Here is an 18,224-nt window from a genome sequence, read left to right on the forward strand (position 1 = left end):
ATGACTTTTTCCCCGCAAGAATTTAAGCAGCAGTTTCCACTGTTTTCCCAAGCGGAAAACCGGGATTTGGTTTATCTGGATAATGCGGCGACCACGCAGAAGCCGGGCTGCGTCATTGATGCAATCCGCGATTTTTATCTGCATAGCAATGCCAATACCCATCGTTCAAGCCATCGTCTGGCCCGGCGGGCCACCGAGATGGTGGAGCGGGTCAGGGCGGCAAGTGCACGCTTTCTGGGGGCGCAGTCGCCGCGAGAAATCATCTTTACCCGCGGTGCGACCGAAGGGTTGAACCTGTTGGCCAATAGCCTGTGCCGTGGTCTGGTTGCCGGTGATGAGATTGTTTTGTCGACTGCAGAGCACCACGCCAACCTTGTGCCGTGGCAAATGCTGGCGGAGCAGCATGGATTGGTGCTGCGCTTTGTGCCGGATAACAATGGTGTACCGCAAATTGATCGTATAGCGGAGGTGTTGTCGCCGCGTACCAAGATAGTATCCGTTACCGGCGGCTCCAATGCGCTGGGTTTCCGCACGGATCTTGCAACCCTGCGTGCAACTCTACGTGCAACCTTGTCGCAACGTGATCTGCGATGGGTCGTGGACGGCTCGCAACTGGCTGCGCACGATGTGGTGGATGTTGCGGCCATTGGTTGCGATTTCTTCGTGTGCTCTGCGCATAAATTTTACGGCCCCACGGGCATAGGCCTGGTATTTGGTCGCGAAGCGCTGTTGCGCGACCTGCCTCCCTGGCAGGGCGGTGGGGAGATGATTACCAGCGTGGATCTTCTCGCCAGTGACTACGCGGATCTGCCTCACCGATTTGAAGCGGGAACCTCGTCGCTCGCGGCAATCGCCGGGCTTGGTGCCTGTATGGATTTCCTTGGCAAGCAGGACCGACAGGCGATGGCGCAGTACGAGCAAACCTTGCTTGCCTACTTGCACGACAGGTTGTCCCAGATACCCGAAATAGAGTTGTTGAGCGATCCCCGCAACAATCTTGGCATCGCCAGTTTTATCCACCCCCGTTGCGCGGCGATTGATATCGCGCAGTGGTTGGATGGACGTGATATTGCGGTGCGTGTGGGGCATCACTGCGCCCAGCCGCTGTTGCATGCAGCTGGTCACACGGCGACCGTGCGCGCGTCTCTGGTGGCATACAACTCGCGGGAAGATATTGACCGTTTGATAGCTGGCATTGAGGAATTATTGCAGCAGCTGGACGACACAGCGGAGCCTCAGCCGTCCGCTGCAGGCTCCCCTGAATCTGCCGCTACCGAGGCGTATTCCTGGCAGCCCGATGATCTGTCGAAGCTGGATCTGGACGCGCTGCGCAATCAACAGAATTGGCAAGACCGCTATCGGATCCTCATGAGCTGGGCCAAGGTGATTTCTCGCAAAGACCAGATCCGCACTACCGAGAATTTGGTGCAAGGCTGCGAATCCAGTGCCTGGCTGGTGCACCGTCAGGAAGCGGGCGTGCATCGTTTCGCAATCGACAGCGATAGCCGGATCGTGAAGGGGTTGGGGGCGCTGTTGCTGTCGCAGATTGATGGCGTGTCGGAGGATGCTGTTGCGCCATCCAAGTTGCATCAGATTTTTGCTGAATTGGGTTTGTCACAGCAGCTGAGTGAGTCCCGCGGCAATGGCTTCCGCGCTCTGGTGCAGCGCGCCTTCGACTTAATGCATGCCTGATAGGTTGGCTTGCTCGTGCTAGCTCTTAGAGTTAGCGCGCTGCACAATGCGGTCAATCGCCTTGCTTGCGGCAACAAATCCAAATGCGCCTGTGACCATTGTGGCCGCGCCGAACCCGCCACTGCAATCCAGTTTTACCCCATTTTGCATGGTGCTTTTTTGCTGGCAAACCTGTCCATCGGGCTGCGGGTACACCATGGGCTCGCTGGAATAAATGGCATCCACTCCAAACTGACGTTTGCTGGACTTCTGGAAATTGTGAAAGCGGTACAGGTGCTGGCGGACCTTTGCCAGCATCGGGTCGCTGACGGTACGGCCGAGATCGGCACAGGTGATCGCCGCGGGGTTTTTCTTGCCGCCGGCGGAGCCTACGGTAATCAGGCGCAGCTTGCGGGCTTTGCAGTAGGCGATGAGCGCGGCTTTGACGCGCGCGTTGTCAAACGCATCGATCACCACATCGATGGCTTCCTTCTCCGGTGCCAGAAATTCGGCAAAGTTGTCGCTGGCGATAAAATCTTCGCGGGTGACCACGTCGACTTCCGGGTTGATCTGGCGCAGTCGCTCCGCCATGACCTCTACCTTAATCTCGCCGATGCTGCCCACCTGGGCATGGATCTGGCGATTGGTATTGGTAATGCAGATGTCATCCAGGTCGATCAGGGTGATTTTGCCCACGCCGCTGCGTGCCAGTGCCTCTGCGGTCCAGCTGCCTACGCCGCCAATGCCAATGACGACGACATGGGCTCCGTGCAGAGCGTGCAGGGCGTCGTTGCCGTAGAGTCTCGCAATTCCGCCAAAACGTTGCAGGTAGGCGTCACTCAAGTTCTTCTCGGGCATATGGGTTCCAGTGTTACATTTCTTGCGGCGGTCCCAGATCAGGGCGGCAGATCAGGGAGAAGGGAGGAGTATGGCAGGGCGAAGGGGCCGCCCTGCCGAAGTGTGGAAGCGGATCAGTGCACGTGGCCGTGGTCGATTTCTTCCGGGGTGGCTTCGCGTACAGAAACCACTTCGATGTCAAAGTGCAGTTGAACACCGGCCAGCGGATGATTGCCATTGATGGTGACCTGATCGCCGTCAATATCGATGATTTCCACTTCGATCGGGTGGCCATCGGTGCTCTGCGCGCGGAAAGCCATACCAACTTTCAGCTCATCAACACCGCCAAATGCACTCTTTGGCATGGTCTGGATCAGCTCGGGGTTTTGTGGGCCATAGCCATCTTCCGGGGCGACTACCACCTTGAACTTGTCGCCGGCACTTTTGTCGAGCATTTCCTGCTCCAGTCCGGGGATGATATTGCCCACACCTTGCAGGTATTTGAGCGGCTGGCCACCTTCGGAAGTGTCGATCACAGTGCCTTCGGCATCTTTCAGGGTGTAGTTGATCTCCACAACGCTGTGGTTAGCAATTTTCATTGGCGGTCTCTTGTGTGTTGAGCGTGAGTGATAGCGTGCCGCGCTTACCGGTTGACAAGCAAACGGGGCAATAGGCTTTATGAGCGTGCATTGTATGGGCGGGCTGCGGTGCTCGCAACCGAGCCGCCGGTTAGTGAACGGTTGGTCAATGATGCGACGAGCTGGTTTGTGGTGTGGGCCAAGGGGTGAGGGAGAGGGTGCTGCCGAAGTGGATTCGATCTCGCTTGCCGCCACTGCAGCGCCGATACCGCTTTACGTGAACCGGGAGCCCAAGGCTGGATCGGGAGCTTCCGGTCAGACGGCTACAGCGCGCTGTGCGCCGCTGCGCGTGTAAAGGTCACCGGCGGTGCGTGCCAGTTGTGCGCTGAATGTCGTCGGGTAACCGAGTTCGACCAGGTGGCCCTCAAAGTACTCGAGTAGCGCCGCAAACAGTGCTGGGCTCAGGCCCTGGGCGAGAAAGTGCGCGCGGCTGCTGTAAACCGGTTCCGCCTGCTCCGCCAACACATGGCACAAAAATTGGGCTTGGCGACTCTGTTGCTTCTGATGATCCGCGATGTCCTCGGTGACCATGAACTGTCCGATTGCCTGGTAGAAGTCGGTCACTAACTGGGTGACAAATACACGTCCACCGATCATGCCAAGCAGGCCACTCTCGGCGGCCTCTGGTGCGCACTCGCACACATGGCCGTGATGGCATCGAGTTGGGTTGCCGAGTGGATATAAACCGACAGGACTGAGTGCGTGCGCAGATGATACCTGTGACATGGATGTGCTCCCCCTGTGAGACGAATATTCTGAATTTTTGTGGGCGTCCCATCAATCTTGTCGATGTCGTTATGTTGACCTGCCCGAGGCGAAATCCACACACGCAAAACGGTGCGGGAAATTTCGCTTGTGGCGGGTCTGGGACTGCCTGTTTCGATATGGGCGGCAAGGTTACGTGATGAAAATACCTCTGCCAACAAACCGGAAACAAATTGTCACACTCTTCCACGGGTGTTGTTTGGCTGGTTTAATCAAGCGCTATTTTGGGGCGGCGTATGCGACAAGTGCCTGTTTTTAAGGCAATTGTGTCGGAAGATTTTCTCTGGGTTAGCTCTTGCGAGGTAAGCGGGGTGTGACGCCGAATTTGCCCGCCGCTGGGTAAACTGGTGACAGGGGAAGCCGCACTGGTAAAATCAGCGATCAACGCGTAAAGCCAAAGTAATCACGGCCAAACTAATCGAGAAGGAGATCCTGATGGCGAGCATCTTTACCCAAATTATCAACGGTGACCTTCCCGGGCATTTCGTTTGGCGCGACGATTCGGTGGTGGCATTTATGACCATTGCACCCATCAAATCGGGGCACTGTCTGGTGGTCCCTGTGGAGGAGGTCGATCACTGGGATGACGTGCCCGCAGAAACCAGTGCGCACCTGATGGATGTGGCGAGTAAGGTCGCCAAGGCGCAGAAGCAGGTTTACCGTCCGCGCCGGGTCGGGGTGATGGTGGCTGGTATCGAGGTGCCACATACCCACTACCACCTGGTACCGATCAACGAAATCGCGGACCTGGATTTCGCGCTCCAGCAGCAGGCCGCGCCAGAGGCGCTGGCTGAGGAAGCGGCCAAGATTCGCCGGGCGCTTGCGGATCTCGGTTTCGAGAATGGCATGGAATAGCTCCGTTTCGGTGGATTTGGCATTACTGCATCCAAACCCGGAGGTAGTGACGTCATACCGGTAATGAACCAAGGTGGCGGCCAATGTTGGCTGCCCCAAATGCAAATGAGCTATGACTACAGGTATACGGACCATGCGTAATAGATCGCCATTTCTGTCCCGCTTTATTTCGGTCGCCATTCTGGTGCCGCTGTTGACCCTTTGCGCGGCGTTTAGCCAGGCGGAAGAGGCTAAGACTTTCTCGGTGGATGGGTTTTCTGCCATTGCTTTGAAGGGGGGTTCTAACCTTAAGGTGACACAGGGCCCAGAGTTCTCTGTAACAGCGCATGGCGAGCAAAAAGATCTTGAATATGCCAAAGCTGAGGTCAGTGGTGATACCCTGTCACTTTCCGTAGAACCGGATCGCAAAAGCCTGTTTGGGGTGGTGACCGTCAGCAGTGAGCCGAACGTCGAGTTCCGTGTGACCTTGCCGGAACTGTCGGCGATACGCGTGACCGGGTCCGGTGAGGCACTTGCAGACACGCTGGAGAGCGCCGATCTGGATTTGCGGGTGACCGGTTCCGGGTTGATTCGCGTGGAAAAGGTCGCTGCGGAATCACTGAACGCGGGCGTTACCGGCTCGGGTGATGTGATTCTGGGTACTATCCTCGCGGTGGCGGGCCAGGCGGGAGTGACCGGCTCTGGCGACGTGCGTATGGATAATTTCATCGGCGAGAGCCTGAATGCTCAGGTCAAGGGATCTGGCGACGTGGTGATCGGCGGTAAAGTGGCCAGCGTGAATATCACGGTAATGGGGTCCGGCGACTTCATGGGGCGCCAGTTACAGGCCACCAGAGCCGGAGGTTCGATAATGGGGTCCGGTGACATCGTATTAAAGCGGCCTGCCAGTGAGTCCTTTTCGGTAATGGGCTCCGGGGATGTCGCCCTGGTAGATTGACCCTAGCTATCCGCTAAAAAACGGAGTTTTAGTGAGTTCAGATCAGGATGACCGTGCAGGACGAAGTCGCCTGCGCGGTTTGAAGAAGCAACTGCGCCAGCTGGGCAAAGAGGCGTTTGATAAATCCCATTGGGCCGCCGAGCGTCTGCTCGACAAGCGCCTCTGCATTGGCATCACTGGCCTCAGTGGTGCCGGCAAGTCCACCCTAATCACCAGCCTTATCTATCAATTGAGCAACCCCGATCGAGCCCAGCTGCCTGGTTTTGCGCCGGCACTGAACGGCCGTTTACTGGGGGCTGAGTTGCACCCCGCGATGGATGCCGGGTTACCCCTGTTCGAATACGAGCGCTGCCTCGGTGCGTTGACGGCTACGCCGCCGCGCTGGCCGAATTCCACACGCGATCTTTCGGCGCTGGAGTTGCATTTACACCTTCAGGGGCGCCGCCTTGGGCGAAACTATCGGCAGCGGCTGATTCTTGAGTTTCGTGACTACCCGGGGGAGTGGCTCATGGATCTCCCGCTGTTGCGCATGGATTTCGCTACCTGGTGCCGCCACCAGCGCGATTTAGTGGGCGGGCAGGTGCGCCGCAATCTGGCACCGGAGCTAATGGCCCGCTTGGAACAGCTGGACCCCGCAGACCGTTTGGATCCCGGCGAGCTGGATAGCCTGTGGCAGAACTACCGTCAGTTTTTGCGGGACTGCCGCAGTAGTGCCCGGTTGAGCTATCTGCAGCCGGGGAGGGCCCTGCTCGATAACGAGGAATATGGCTTTTTCCCGCTGCCGACCCTCGGGCATCAAACCGCCGCTGAATTGAGCGAGCTGCCCGAGGGTAGTGTGTATCGGGTGTTAGAAGCGCGCTATCGCAATTACGTCGAGCAAAGTGTGACGCCCTTCGTGGAGAGTCATTTCCGGCACCTGGATCGCCAGCTGGTGCTCGTAGACCTGATTGGTACCCTGTTTGCTGGCGAGGAAGCGCTCGAGGACATGCGCCTGGCGTTCGGACACATCGCGGATACCTTCCGGTACGGAAACAGCGGCCTGCTGCGCAAGTTGTGGCGCCCACGTATCGATCGACTGGTGTTTGCCGCGACCAAGGTGGACCAAGTGCTAGCGGCTGACCACGACGCGCTTCGCCAATTGCTGGGCCAGCAATTACAGCAGGTGTTTTCCGGGGCGCGTCACCGCGGTTTGCCGCTCTATTGTGAAGCCATTGCTGCCGTCCGCTGTTCCACGGAGCAGGTGAGGAACGGTCGCCGTTTGCTGGTAGGGCACGGAATGGATGGCGACTATCTCGGGTTTGAAAATGCCGAGATACTCGCCCACCTGCCGCAGGAAAACGGGTGGCAACACTACAAGGGTGGACTCCCGCCCCAGTTGCGCCCGCCGGTGGGGATTGCGCGGGAAGGCTATCTGCCTCATATCCGCCTTGATGCACTGTTGAATTTATTGTTGGGAGACAAGGTGTAATGGACTCTGCGGAAAACAAAACGGGGGGTGGGGCTGCTTCCGAGCGTCCAATTCAGGAGCCGCGCCGGCAAACCCGAATAGAGAACCTTGAAGCGGAAGAGGGTACGGTGCACGACCGAGCGAGTACGCGCGTCGAACCCCTTGCGGAAGAGGCGGATCAGCTGCCGCGTTCGATCACCACGGGCGAGTCCCTGCCCAATACCATCTCATTTTCCGAACTGCGCCTTCCCGTGTTTCGTCTGCGCTTGTGGAAGCCAGCGCTCGCCGCCGCGTTGGCGCTGACCTTTGGTGCGATCTTTTGGGAGCTGCGCCAGTTCTTTTACTGGGCGGCAGACATGCACTGGGGGTTCGGCCTGCTGGCCGGGCTGATCATTGGCGCGCTGGTGCTTACCATGGTCAGCGCTGTGTGGGAGTACTTTCGTGCTGGACGGCCCCTGCGCAAACTGCAGAAAACACAGGAGTTGGCTGCAGAGGTGCGCGACAGCCGTGCCACCGATGCGGTCGAGCCACTCAACCACCAGTTGCGGGAGCTGTTTGAAGGGAAGCCGCAGGGGGCGTTACTGGCTCGTGTGCAGGAAGAAACTCCGGACTATTACGATAACAGTGAGTTGCTGCGGCATCTGGAGCTCAATTTCTTCGAAGCATTGGATCAGGAAGCCTTACGGCGGGTCGTTCGCCATGCCACCACCACCGGTGCCTTGGTAGGGCTGAGCCCATTTACTACCTTGGATGTGTTGGTGGCTTTGCGGCAGTCCATGCGCATGATTGACGATGTGGCACAGATTTACGGTGTGCGTCCGTCGGTGGTGGTCCGCTGGCGTTTGTTCAAGAAAATCCTCGCCCTGGTGGCTTACAGTGGCGCCAGCGAATACGCGGTGAGCGAGCTGTGGCCGGAACTGGTAGGTGACAGTATGTTGAGTACGGTATCTGCGCGGCTCGGGCAAGGAATGGGGGCCAGCCTGTTTATGGCCCGTATCGGCCTCGCTGCCATACATAGCTGTCGCCCGATACCCTTCTCGGAAAAACAGCGCCCCAGGCTGGGTGCGTTAACCCGGCGAATTGCCGCGAGCCTCAAGGAGCGTTTATTGGGGCGCGAACAGGCCAATTGGCCGGAGGCGCAGATGAAAGCGGGCGCGGAAGAAGAGCGTGTTGCGCGTGAGGGGAGTCGAGGAAATCGAAAACGGGGGAGTTGAAACGGCGCGCTCCCCCGGATACTCGCTTTGCGGGACCTTTGTGCAGCTTACTGAAACTGTTTTTTCATCAGTATTCTGGTGTGGTGCTGATCCATCAGGGTTGCGAGGGTCTCGTAGCGACCTTTGATAAATGGCAGCGGGTTGTTTACACCGGTTTCATCCGGGAATTCCACGCCTTCCCGCACCAGTTGCAGCTCCTTCGCCAGTGCATCAATCGCGGCAAAGATCTCTTTAGTATTTTTCTCGTTATGGAACACAAAGGTGTTCGCGGTATCGTTCAGGTAGGCATCGCATTCGGATAGCCACTCTGAGCGCTGCTTAAGAAAGTTGATGGTGTTGCGAATACCGCCTTTGTATTCGAGGCTGAAGTTTTCATTTACGTACTTGCCGAGGCTGCGCATCCCGTAGTCAACGAATTGATCCACCAATCCGTCGCAATAACTTTGCGTCAAATAAGATGGGTGGGTCTTGGCGGTTGCGTTACCGGAGGCCAGCAATATACTCACTGCCATCGCGCCGCACAAAGCGACGTACTTGCGCAGTTTGGACACAGTGGAAGTGGCTTTTTGGGAGGTTTCACTCGGGTGTGTTGTTGCGAAATCTGACGTTTTCATTTTTAAGTGCCTTGCTGTTGTTTTCGCTATCAGGCTTGTTATTGTGATAAACATCACATAAGTATCTAAACGACAGTGCTATGTCAACGGCTTTTAAGTTCCGATTGTCAGTTATGCGCAGATTGCGGAACCAGTCGGCATTTTCAACGGAAAATTTGTTGTGGTAGAGGCTGTTTTTTCGGCAAAAGGAGCAGATTTTGTCTGAGTTTGATTTCGATCTTTTCGTGATTGGAGCGGGTTCCGGCGGCGTGCGCGCGGCAAGAATGGCCGCGGCAACCGGAATGCGCGTGGCGGTGGTGGAAGACCGCTATATGGGCGGTACCTGCGTCAATGTGGGTTGTGTACCCAAGAAGCTCTTTGTATACGCGAGCAGCTACAGCGAGGCGTTTGAGGACGCGACGGCCTTTGGTTGGCAAGGGCAGGGTGACGCGCAGTTCGCCTGGCCTACGCTCCGCGATAACAATGCCAAGGAAATTACCCGTCTTAATGTTATCTACCGCAAATTGCTCGCTAATGCCGGCGTCACCGTTATTGATGGTCGCGGCAAGCTCACTGGTCGTCAGCAGGTAACGGTCGGTGATACGCAATACTCCGCCGAACGGATATTGGTAGCTACTGGTGGCTGGCCCTACGTACCGGAATTCCCTGGCAGTGAACATGTAATCACTTCCAACGAAGTGTTTTCGCTAGAGGTGTTTCCGAAGCGGGTACTGGTGGTCGGTGGTGGTTATATCGCGGTCGAATTTGCCGGGATTTTCGCCGGGCTCGGAGCCGAAACCCATTTGTCCTATCGTCGCGATCTGTTTTTGCGTGGGTTTGACAATGACATACGCCATTTCGTCCGTGATGAAATCGAGAAGAAATCGGTGCAGCTGCACTTCCACCATCAGGTGGCCTCAATAGAAAAGGTGCCCGATGGCAGTTTGCGTGTCGAGGATAGTGACGGAAACGTGCTTGAGGTGGATGCGGTGCTGTACGCCACCGGGCGCAAGCCGAATACCCGGGGTCTTGGGCTGGAAGAGTTGGGTGTGGTGCTGCAAAGAGATGGCACTATCGGGATCGATGATAATTTCCGCAGCAGCGTGACCTCGATCTATGCATTGGGCGATGTCACCGGCGGCCCCGAACTAACCCCGGTAGCGCTGGCTGAAGCCATGGCGTTGGTGAAGCATTGGCAAACAGGAAGGACGGCGGAGATTGATTACAACAACATCCCCACGGCAGTGTTTTGCCAGCCAAATATCGGCACCGTGGGCCTAAGTGAAGAAGAAGCGCGCCAGGCAGGAATCTCGGTTGCGATATACCGCTCGGACTTCCGTGCTATGCGGCACTCGGTGAGCGGTCGAGACGAGCGCACCTTAATGAAGCTGGTTGTCGATACCAGTAGTGACCGCGTGATTGGCGCCCATATGGTGGGTCCAGATGCCGGTGAAATTATTCAGGGTATTGCGGTTGCAATGAAGGCCGGTGCGACCAAGTCTGTATTTGATCAGACCATCGGTATCCACCCGACTGCGGCGGAAGAGTTCGTGACCATGCGCACACCCGTTGCAGAATAGCCGGGTCTTTTGTTCGCTGATTCGGACGCAAAAAAAAGAGCGGGGAAGCTTGGCTTCCCCGCTCTTTTTTTAAATGTGCCTCTGTGATTTATCCAGATTGCTCGTGAAAATCAAAAAAGTTGTTTACTCGCTTTCGCTGTCCATGACCGCGGTCTGGTAGCGGCGGGATTTGCGACGGCCGCCACGCTCTTTCAGGCAGCGCTCGGCGGAATCGAACGCTCCGTTAACGGCGCGATGAATAGAGTCGCTTTCATTGGAAATCGTGACCGGATTTCCGCTCACGGCTAGCTCAACGGAAGCTTTGTATTGCTTGCCTTTGTGCTTGTGTTGATGGGGGGCTTCGAGGACCACACGGCTTCGTATGATGTCGCCACAATAACGTTCCAGCTTGTTTAGCTTTTTGGATACGGTATCCGCAAGAGACGCAGATTTATCGATGTCGCGGAATACAATGTTATCGTAAGGCGCTGATTTCATGGGCACATACCTCCGGTTATAAAGGGTCCATGCAGGCCGCGTGAGCGGTTTGCTGAAAGAAGGTAGGGCGCCCTGTAGGGAGAGAGTGACAGGCTTGAAAATCGAATCACCAGAGGTCGCGAGTTAACGGCTGCCACCGCAGCCAAAATAAGGTTTTGCGCTCGGGCCGGTTTTCAATCCGGTCGGGATCAACTCCCTGTAGTCATAATGCGATTCTGAGAAAAAAAATCAAGCACCCCAATCAAGAAAATGTCATAAAAAATTGTTAGTAGTTTTGGAACTTTTTGGCAAAAGGCCGGCAGGTCAGGAAAACCGTGAATTGCAGCACACGTCACTCAAAGCCCAGTAATCTTGTTGGCATGGTCATTGCTGCAAAAAAACGGCTGGGGTAAATTGGTGTTTGTGCATGTGGATTGGTGCGCATGGGTGTTCTCATGGGTGCGGGGGCGTCTCAGTGTTGAGCTCCCTACTGGTGTAGAATACCGAATCTCAGTCTGCCCTGGCCTCCATCCAGACTCTGGCGAGTCTCCGAGGCTTTTGGCGCATCCGAGGCATCTGGGCGAAGGGGTATTGTTCAGGTGTGCTCAAGAAGTACAAAATCAAACAATTGGATTCTGACAATGGTGGTAAACCGTGGCCGCTCGCTGCTTTTTGCGGGCTTGTTGGGGGTAGTCGGCTGGAGTGTTGAGCTGCAGGCAGCGTCATCGCTGACTGTGGAGCAGAACAGGCTTGCTCGAATGGAGCAGGTGCAGGAAAACCGACTGGTTGAGCTGGAAGATATTGAGAACGAAATTGTTTCCTATGAGTACAAATTAGAACGTGCTCAGAAGTCACTTGGCGAGGCGCGGAAAAATTACCAGCAGTCGCTGGTGGCGGTAACGGCCGCTGAGCGCGAGCATAAGGGCGCCGCGAGTACGGATACCGCGCGTGCGCTGAAAAAAGCCAAGCATGCGCGCAATATGGCGGAGCGGGGCGTCGATAGTCGCAATCGTCGTGTTGAGTTTATTCAGTCCAATTACGCCGAACTGGAAGGCCGTTTGGCCGGTGCTCGTGAATCGGTTGCCAATGGCAAGTCACGCCTAGCAGCGCAGCAGTCTCTGGTGGACTCTCTGGTCAAAGAGATGCTGATTGAGGCAAAGACAGCGAAAACCGAGGTTGCAGAGAAAAAGCCGGCGCCCAAGCCGGAGATGGCTCCGGCGGTGGTGATCTCCCCACCGGAGGTTCCCGAGCCGACGCTGGCAGCTGCCGGCGATGCGACGAATGCGGCGGCCGATTTGGTTCTCTCAGGCGAAAGTACCTCCTCTGACGAAACTGAGGCGGTAGCCGGTACCCGAGAAATTGACCCCGAGATGGTGGATTATGCCCGCGGTGAGCGGGCTCGCCTTGAAAAGCTGCTTAACCAGCTTGCAGAGGGTGAAACTGGGAAGCATACGTTCCGCAATTTGACCCTTAAGCCAACGGGCGAGGACTCTGTGGAGTTTGAGTTCTTGGGGCAGGATCAGTACCGGGTGGTTTTGCCGGTAGCGGCAGGTCGTCAGACGTACAAGGTTAACTCCTGGCGATTCCGTCGTACCATTCCAGCGGACGATAACGGCGAGCGTTACGTGTTTATTTTCGATGCACGTCGCTTGTCGCGCCCGCGATTGGTGATGTATCCCGAATACCTGCTGTCCGAACTTGACTAGCTAGTCTCCGGGGGATTTCGCTCGTAAAAGCCCGCCTTGTGTCGCTCAAGGCGGGCTTTTTTGTGTCCGGGAAATCAGCTCGCGTCTCCGGGCACACACGCACCGGTGAGCGGCAGTGTCAGCAGCGGCTGGTACTGACTGCCGCCGGGTGCGAGCAAGCTGTGATACAGCGTGATGTTGTTCAGGTGGCAAATAAAGTCCGTGGGTACCGGGAGAAGGCTGGCGAAGCCGCCTGGGCTGCGGGCCAAAGTGAAGTGAGGGCGGAAGCTCTTCTTCTCCGGGGTTTTACCGATTGCGCGCATCAGTGCCTGGCATGCCTGATGCAGCTCGAGCAGGCGTTGGGAGGGTAATAACTCGGCGGCAAATAATCGCGCGCGGGCCTTGGGGAAGGGGTGCGTACTGACAATCCGGCCATCGAGTGGCGCTGTGTGTTGGGCGATGTCTTTTAAACGAATCTCTATGGTGTCCAGGTGCGCCGGATCCGTGTCCCCAAGAAATGCCAGAGTCAGGTGGCGATTGGTGTGGCTGGTCCAGCGAAACTTTCGCGGCATTCCCTGTTGTTCCCTGGCCGCGCAAATACCATCTAAAAAGCGTTGGGTATTTTTATCGGGTGCTATGCCAACAAACAGGCGTACAGGTTCTTCGCTCTGCCTTCCGCCCTGCATGTTGTCTTGAGGTGCGCTATTTTTCATAAATTTTTTATTTTTATCCTTGAAGCTCTTTGGTTCGGCCCAATATCTATTCTCAGGAGGCAGGCTCGACAGAGGTGTCTCCCCAAGCCGCCACGGTCTGGATATGAAGCTTTGCTTCATTGATTGGCTGCAGTAGCGGCAAACCAACGCTTGGTACAGCTCTCGTGCGTAGAGCACTGGTACGAGCACATTCTATCTATATTGCTCTGAATTGAGGATATGACAATGCGTAATTTAGACCTTTCCCCTCTTTATCGTTCCGCTATCGGTTTTGATCGTATGGCCAGCCTGCTGGACTCCATGACGGCAACCGAGCAGAACCAGCCTGCATACCCCCCATACAATATTGAGTTGACCGGAGAGGATGCTTACCGAATTTCCATGGCCGTTGCCGGTTTCGATCAGTCTGAACTCGATATACAGGTGGAGCAAAATCGCCTGACCGTTAGCGGTAAAAAGCCGGCAGATGATAGCCAGCGCAACTTCCTACACCGCGGTATTGCGGCACGCAATTTTGAGCGGCGCTTCCAGCTGGCGGATCATGTGCGTGTCGTTGATGCGCAGCTGGCCAATGGTTTGCTTCATGTCGAGTTGGTTCGCGAAATCCCAGAAGCCATGAAGCCGCGCAAGGTAGAAATTTCTACTGGCAATTTGCTGCAGTCTAAAACCGCGAAACAAAAGGTCGGGGTAGAAAGTGCGGCGATTGACGTCGACGGCAAGAGCGAGCAGGCAGCCTGACGCGGCTCCGTTCCCGCTCGGCCTGATCAAGAGAACTCCGTAAACCGGCTTTTATAAAGTGACCGAGCCTGAAATTAATCAACCCCAGCAAGAGTCTGTTGAATCTTGCCCCCTGTGCCGCCATCGGGCGGCACAGCCATTTCTGTATCACCAGGATAAACAGCGTGCCTACTACCAATGTGGCGAGTGCGCACTGGTGTACGTCCCTCGTCGTTTCCACTTATCTCCTGCGGAAGAAAAAGCCTACTACGACCTGCACGAAAATCATTTGCAGGATCCCGGTTATGAAAAATTTTTGCGCCGATGCGCGGACCCGTTGTTGGCCAGGTTGTCGGTGGGAGCGCATGGTTTGGATTTCGGGTGTGGTCCCGCGCCATTACTGGCGAACATGTTGAGCAGCAACGGGCATCCGACTGCGACTTACGACCTTTACTACCGTCCAGAAGATGCTGTGCTGGAGCAGTCTTATGATTTTGTTGTCAGCACCGAAGTGGTGGAACATTTGAGTCAGCCGGGGGAGGTGATTACATCCTTGTGGCTGCGACTGAATCGTGGCGGTGTGCTGGCGCTAATGACCAAACTTGTTGCTTCACAGGAGCGATTTGCCAGCTGGCACTATATTCGCGATCCCACGCATATTGCCTTTTTCAGCGTGCCCACTTTTTCGTGGCTGGCACGTAAACTCGATGCCGAGCTAGAGATTGTCGGCGCCGATGTTATTTTTTTACATCGGCGCGACTGATTCAGGTATTTACCCGGAATAGTTTCGCACGCACGGTGGTGCGATACTCGCTGGGTGTCGTTGAGAGAAACTTCTTAAATAGGGCAGTAAAATGTCCCATATCCTGATAGCCCACCTTTTCGGCAATTTCGTTCACCGATAGGTTGCTCGATTGCAGCAGCTCGCGTGCCATATCAATGCGAACATTTTGCAGGTATTGCAGTGGCGTTTGTCCGGTGGCCAGTTTGAAACGGCGGTTGAATGAGCGCACGCTCATGTCGAAATGTTTGGCCACTTCGCTGAGTTTTACATCGTCACTGCAGTGCTGTTTTAGCCAGGTTTGCGCCTGCACAATCTCTTCGTCCGGGTGCAGGTGAACCGCGCCCTCTGAGTAGGCAATTTCTTCAAATGGCCTGCGAATCTCGTGTGAAAAATTGCGCTCAACATGGCTCGCAATAGACGGGCCGAACAGCTGGCGAATCAGGTGCACGGTGACGTCGGCGAGAGCATTTACACTGGCGGCGCAGAACAGTCGGTCCGCCTGAGTAATAAAATACTGCCGTTTTAGCTTCACTCGTGGGTAGTCCGAAGCAAAGCGCTCAAAGTAGTGCCAGTGGGTCGTGGCGGGCTTGTCATCCAGTAACCCGGCCTCGGCGAGAAAGCACACGCCGGTGCCCACCGCGCTGATGACCGCACCTTTTGCGGCCTGGTCGCGCAGCCACGCCAGTAGCGCGGCGTTGCGTTTCAGTGCCGGGCGGGGGTTACGCCAGAGGGCAGGCAGGTAGATGATGTCGCTGTCGGGTACTTGATCAAGTGCCATATCCGGAGCCAGATTGAACCCGGAACGGGACTTCACCGGAGCGCCATCGACGCTGGTGGTGATCAACTTCAGCGATACCGACTCTTTTTCTGCTCTGGCACGGCTCTCGGCACCTCTCAGCATCTCCAGGGGCAAAATAGTGCCGGTGGAAAGCATTTGATCAATCAAAATAAACGTGACGGTGGGCATGGGTAACTCTCAAGTATGACCTTATGCGTGCAGTTTCTGACCCGTTCGCGACAGATGGCGGCAGTCGGCCAAGTTTGCCGTATAGATACCGGTTTGCTGGCCCTCAGTCGGCAGAAAATGCCGTCATCACACGTGGCCAGATGGTCAAAATTGCTGGCCAGTATGCCCATAACGAGGCCGAATCACCAGCCCCTAAACTGGCGCCCATCCGAATTTGCCGGGTTATTTCGTTTCGCATTTCCATACTAGGCTGGAGGTCAGGATGCAGCGCCTACCTGTTATCACTGCGTTTGGGGGATTCAATCCTGCGGGTCGCAGTTCGTTTCACCGGGGCTACAAGCGCATGGTGCTGGATAGCCTCGCCACCGAGGAGCGAACCGATGTCCTGTCTGATCTCGCAGCCCTGATGGGCTTGCGCACCGGTGACGATGCTCAGGGGCCATTGGGTGCCGCGCTGGAGCAGCAGGTGCTGCAGGGCACCCTGGTGCGGGAGCTCGAGTCGCGTTTCTACGACTATCGCCAGTGCCACTTTCACCAGCCGGCTGCACTTTCAAATGCGGGTGGTTTCACCTTCGAAATGTCCGCGCGACAGCTCCCGAATCCGATTCCCGACGATTGGCAGGTGGAGCCGCTGGATAGCGGTCGCGTGCGGGTGCATGCTGGCGCCTTGTCGGTCATGCTCGATAGCCATCGTGAAATCTCTGTTGCTTCTGCGGGCCAGTTGCCGACGGGCTTTGAGCCGGGCCAGAAGTACAATTCCCGGTTCCACCCGCGGGGTTTGCAGTTGGCGATTCTCGGCGCATCTGATGCAGTGCAGTCTCTGGGTATTGATTGGGACGCTGTCGCTGCGAAGGCGGGTCCCGATAAAATTTCCGTGTATGCCAGTTCCGCAATGAGTCAGTTGGACGCCAATGGTAATGGCGGCCTGCTGCAGTCGCGCCTGCGCGGCGGGCGTGTGAGCTCGAAGCAGTTGGCACTGGGTCTCACCAGCATGCCCGCGGACTTTGTAAACGCCTATGTCCTGGGTAGCGTGGGTACTACCGGTGCGGTTGCCGGCGCCTGTGCAACGTATCTCTATAACCTGCGCGCTGCGGTAGAGGATATTCGCTGTGGCCGTGCACGGGTCGCCGTAGTGGGTGCCGCAGAGGCGCCGCTGGTGCCGGAAGTGGTGGATGGTTACACCACCATGGGCGCACTCGCGAACCTGGATGGGTTGCGCAAAATTTTTGATGGTGAAATCGACTTCCGGCGTGCCAGTCGCCCATTTGGCAATAATTGCGGCTTTACCCTGGGGGAGGGAAGCCAGTGGGCAGTGCTGATGGACGATGAGCTCGCGCTCGAGCTGGGCGCGCCGATTCATGGTGCAGTGGCCAACGTGTTCGTGAATGCGGATGGGGCCAAGAAGTCCATTTCCGCACCCGGCCCCGGTAACTACCTCACCGTTGCCCGGGCAATGGCGGAAGCGCGGGCCATCCTAGGTGAAGACAGCCTGCGTAACCGCAGCTTTGTTCAGGCCCACGGTTCCAGTACCCCACAGAACCGAGTCACGGAGTCGGCCATCTTTGACCGTCTTGCCGGCGCCTTTGGTATCGAGGCTTGGCCCGTGTGCGCGGTGAAAGCCTTTGTAGGGCACACCGTAGCGGCGGCCAGTGGCGATCAGTTGATCACCAGTCTGGGTATGTTCCGCCACGGTATTCTGCCGGGTATTACCACCATTGACCGTGTGGCCGACGATGTACACCATGAAAACCTCTCATTGTCGCTGGAGCATGTAGAGCGTGACCCCCAATCCCTGGATGTGGCCTTCCTCAACTCAAAAGGATTTGGTGGTAACAATGCAACGGCCAGTGTGCTGGCGCCCCATGTTACCGAGAGCATGCTGGCCAAACGCCACGGCCGGGCCGCGTTCACCGCATACCAGAAGCGCAATGAGGCTGTGACCGAGCAGGCTGCGGCCTATGATGCCAGGGCTAGCCGTGGCGATCTGAACGCGATCTACCGGTTCGGTGAGGGCCTGATTGATGAGTCGGCCATCGAGCTGGATGCCTATAGTCTCACGTTGCCAGATGGCGCTGGCGCTATTTCCCTGGAGTCAGAAAATCCCTTCGCGGATATGGTGTGACTTGTGCCTATTGCGCATTCGCCTGCGCGATAGGCCGGTAGCCGGCGGCTCCAGATGTCGCCGGTATCCTTTCCTTGCTGCGCGGTGGTCCTGTCTCCGCGCGTGTTTCCCGCTATGCTTCGGGGCGCAGATGCCGGTTGTCTGCGTGTTGCCTGTTCTTGAAACAAATTCCTGACTTTATGAACGAATGGGTCAGATTTTGATCGGAATCCCTGCCTCACCACAATGTTTGCACCAAACCGG

The 18,224-nt window shown here is 56.6% G+C and carries 17 protein-coding genes; 10 read left to right on the forward strand and 7 right to left on the reverse strand.

Annotated elements, in window-relative coordinates; genetic code table 11:
• The gene (locus LCM31_RS11470; RefSeq protein ID WP_224870218.1) at positions 1 to 1,692 is read left to right on the forward strand and encodes an aminotransferase class V-fold PLP-dependent enzyme; all 1,692 of its coding nucleotides are present in this window, start codon (positions 1 to 3) and stop codon (positions 1,690 to 1,692) included.
• An 18-nt stretch (positions 1,693 to 1,710) separates the two neighbouring features.
• Here the strand turns inward: LCM31_RS11470 and tcdA are convergent, their stop codons facing one another.
• The 3 genes from tcdA to LCM31_RS11485 all read right to left on the reverse strand — a co-directional run bounded on the left by tcdA (position 1,711) and on the right by LCM31_RS11485 (position 3,872).
• Entirely contained in the window at positions 1,711 to 2,529 is an 819-nt protein-coding gene (gene tcdA, locus LCM31_RS11475) for a tRNA cyclic N6-threonylcarbamoyladenosine(37) synthase TcdA (protein WP_224870220.1), read from the reverse strand.
• A 113-nt stretch (positions 2,530 to 2,642) separates the two neighbouring features.
• Complete coding sequence (locus tag LCM31_RS11480) at positions 2,643 to 3,107, reverse strand: FKBP-type peptidyl-prolyl cis-trans isomerase (RefSeq protein ID WP_224870222.1); 465 nt, start codon at positions 3,105 to 3,107, stop codon at positions 2,643 to 2,645.
• A gap of 294 nt (positions 3,108 to 3,401) precedes the next feature.
• Positions 3,402 to 3,872 (reverse strand): globin family protein, encoded by a 471-nt coding sequence (locus LCM31_RS11485; protein WP_224870224.1) that lies wholly within the window; start codon positions 3,870 to 3,872, stop codon positions 3,402 to 3,404.
• Positions 3,873 to 4,346: 474 nt separating this feature from the next.
• Between LCM31_RS11485 and LCM31_RS11490 the strand changes: the two genes are divergently transcribed.
• From LCM31_RS11490 to LCM31_RS11505, 4 genes are all read left to right on the forward strand, one after another.
• Positions 4,347 to 4,766 carry an HIT family protein gene (locus LCM31_RS11490; protein ID WP_224870225.1) on the forward strand — a complete coding sequence of 140 codons (420 nt, stop codon included), beginning with the start codon at positions 4,347 to 4,349 and terminating at the stop codon, positions 4,764 to 4,766.
• Positions 4,767 to 4,899: 133 nt separating this feature from the next.
• Complete coding sequence (locus LCM31_RS11495) at positions 4,900 to 5,703, forward strand: GIN domain-containing protein (RefSeq protein ID WP_224870227.1); 804 nt, start codon at positions 4,900 to 4,902, stop codon at positions 5,701 to 5,703.
• Positions 5,704 to 5,734: 31 nt separating this feature from the next.
• Complete coding sequence (locus LCM31_RS11500) at positions 5,735 to 7,171, forward strand: YcjX family protein (RefSeq protein WP_224870229.1); 1,437 nt, start codon at positions 5,735 to 5,737, stop codon at positions 7,169 to 7,171.
• Positions 7,171 to 8,364 (forward strand): TIGR01620 family protein, encoded by a 1,194-nt coding sequence (locus tag LCM31_RS11505; RefSeq protein ID WP_224870232.1) that lies wholly within the window; start codon positions 7,171 to 7,173, stop codon positions 8,362 to 8,364. Before LCM31_RS11500 ends, LCM31_RS11505 begins: the two co-directional genes overlap by 1 nt.
• Positions 8,365 to 8,411: 47 nt before the next feature.
• On the opposite strand, the gene LCM31_RS11510 is transcribed toward LCM31_RS11505, so the two are convergent.
• Positions 8,412 to 8,978 (reverse strand): hypothetical protein, encoded by a 567-nt coding sequence (locus LCM31_RS11510; RefSeq protein ID WP_224870234.1) that lies wholly within the window; start codon positions 8,976 to 8,978, stop codon positions 8,412 to 8,414.
• Between the two features lie 197 nt (positions 8,979 to 9,175).
• On the opposite strand from LCM31_RS11510, the gene gorA reads away from it, so the two are divergent.
• Positions 9,176 to 10,537, forward strand: a complete 1,362-nt coding sequence (gorA, locus tag LCM31_RS11515; protein WP_224870236.1) for a glutathione-disulfide reductase — start codon at positions 9,176 to 9,178, stop codon at positions 10,535 to 10,537.
• Positions 10,538 to 10,660: 123 nt separating this feature from the next.
• Here gorA and LCM31_RS11520 read toward each other — a convergent pair whose 3' ends face one another.
• On the reverse strand, positions 10,661 to 11,014 hold the full coding sequence (locus tag LCM31_RS11520) for an HPF/RaiA family ribosome-associated protein (protein ID WP_222227869.1): 354 nt from the start codon (positions 11,012 to 11,014) through the stop codon (positions 10,661 to 10,663).
• Positions 11,015 to 11,634: 620 nt separating this feature from the next.
• Between LCM31_RS11520 and LCM31_RS11525 the strand changes: the two genes are divergently transcribed.
• A complete protein-coding gene (locus LCM31_RS11525) occupies positions 11,635 to 12,699 on the forward strand; it encodes a hypothetical protein (RefSeq protein ID WP_224870238.1) in 1,065 nt (354 codons plus the stop codon).
• Positions 12,700 to 12,773: 74 nt separating this feature from the next.
• Here the strand turns inward: LCM31_RS11525 and thpR are convergent, their stop codons facing one another.
• Positions 12,774 to 13,511, reverse strand: a complete 738-nt coding sequence (thpR, locus tag LCM31_RS11530) for an RNA 2',3'-cyclic phosphodiesterase (RefSeq protein ID WP_318247447.1) — start codon at positions 13,509 to 13,511, stop codon at positions 12,774 to 12,776.
• 105 nt (positions 13,512 to 13,616) lie between these two features.
• Here thpR and LCM31_RS11535 point away from each other — a divergent pair, with 105 nt between their 5' ends.
• Positions 13,617 to 14,129, forward strand: a complete 513-nt coding sequence (locus tag LCM31_RS11535) for an Hsp20 family protein (protein ID WP_224870240.1) — start codon at positions 13,617 to 13,619, stop codon at positions 14,127 to 14,129.
• 58 nt (positions 14,130 to 14,187) lie between these two features.
• Positions 14,188 to 14,871, forward strand: a complete 684-nt coding sequence (locus LCM31_RS11540; protein WP_224870242.1) for a class I SAM-dependent methyltransferase — start codon at positions 14,188 to 14,190, stop codon at positions 14,869 to 14,871.
• 1 nt (position 14,872) lies between these two features.
• Here LCM31_RS11540 and LCM31_RS11545 read toward each other — a convergent pair whose 3' ends face one another.
• Entirely contained in the window at positions 14,873 to 15,859 is a 987-nt protein-coding gene (locus LCM31_RS11545) for a GlxA family transcriptional regulator (protein ID WP_224870244.1), read from the reverse strand.
• Positions 15,860 to 16,121: 262 nt separating this feature from the next.
• Here LCM31_RS11545 and LCM31_RS11550 point away from each other — a divergent pair, with 262 nt between their 5' ends.
• Positions 16,122 to 17,981 carry a beta-ketoacyl synthase gene (locus tag LCM31_RS11550; protein WP_224870247.1) on the forward strand — a complete coding sequence of 620 codons (1,860 nt, stop codon included), beginning with the start codon at positions 16,122 to 16,124 and terminating at the stop codon, positions 17,979 to 17,981.
• Positions 17,982 to 18,224: the final 243 nt, after the last annotated feature.

It is taken from the genome of Microbulbifer agarilyticus, from assembly GCF_020171345.1.
Taxonomy (GTDB): Bacteria; Pseudomonadota; Gammaproteobacteria; order Pseudomonadales; family Cellvibrionaceae; genus Microbulbifer; species Microbulbifer agarilyticus_D.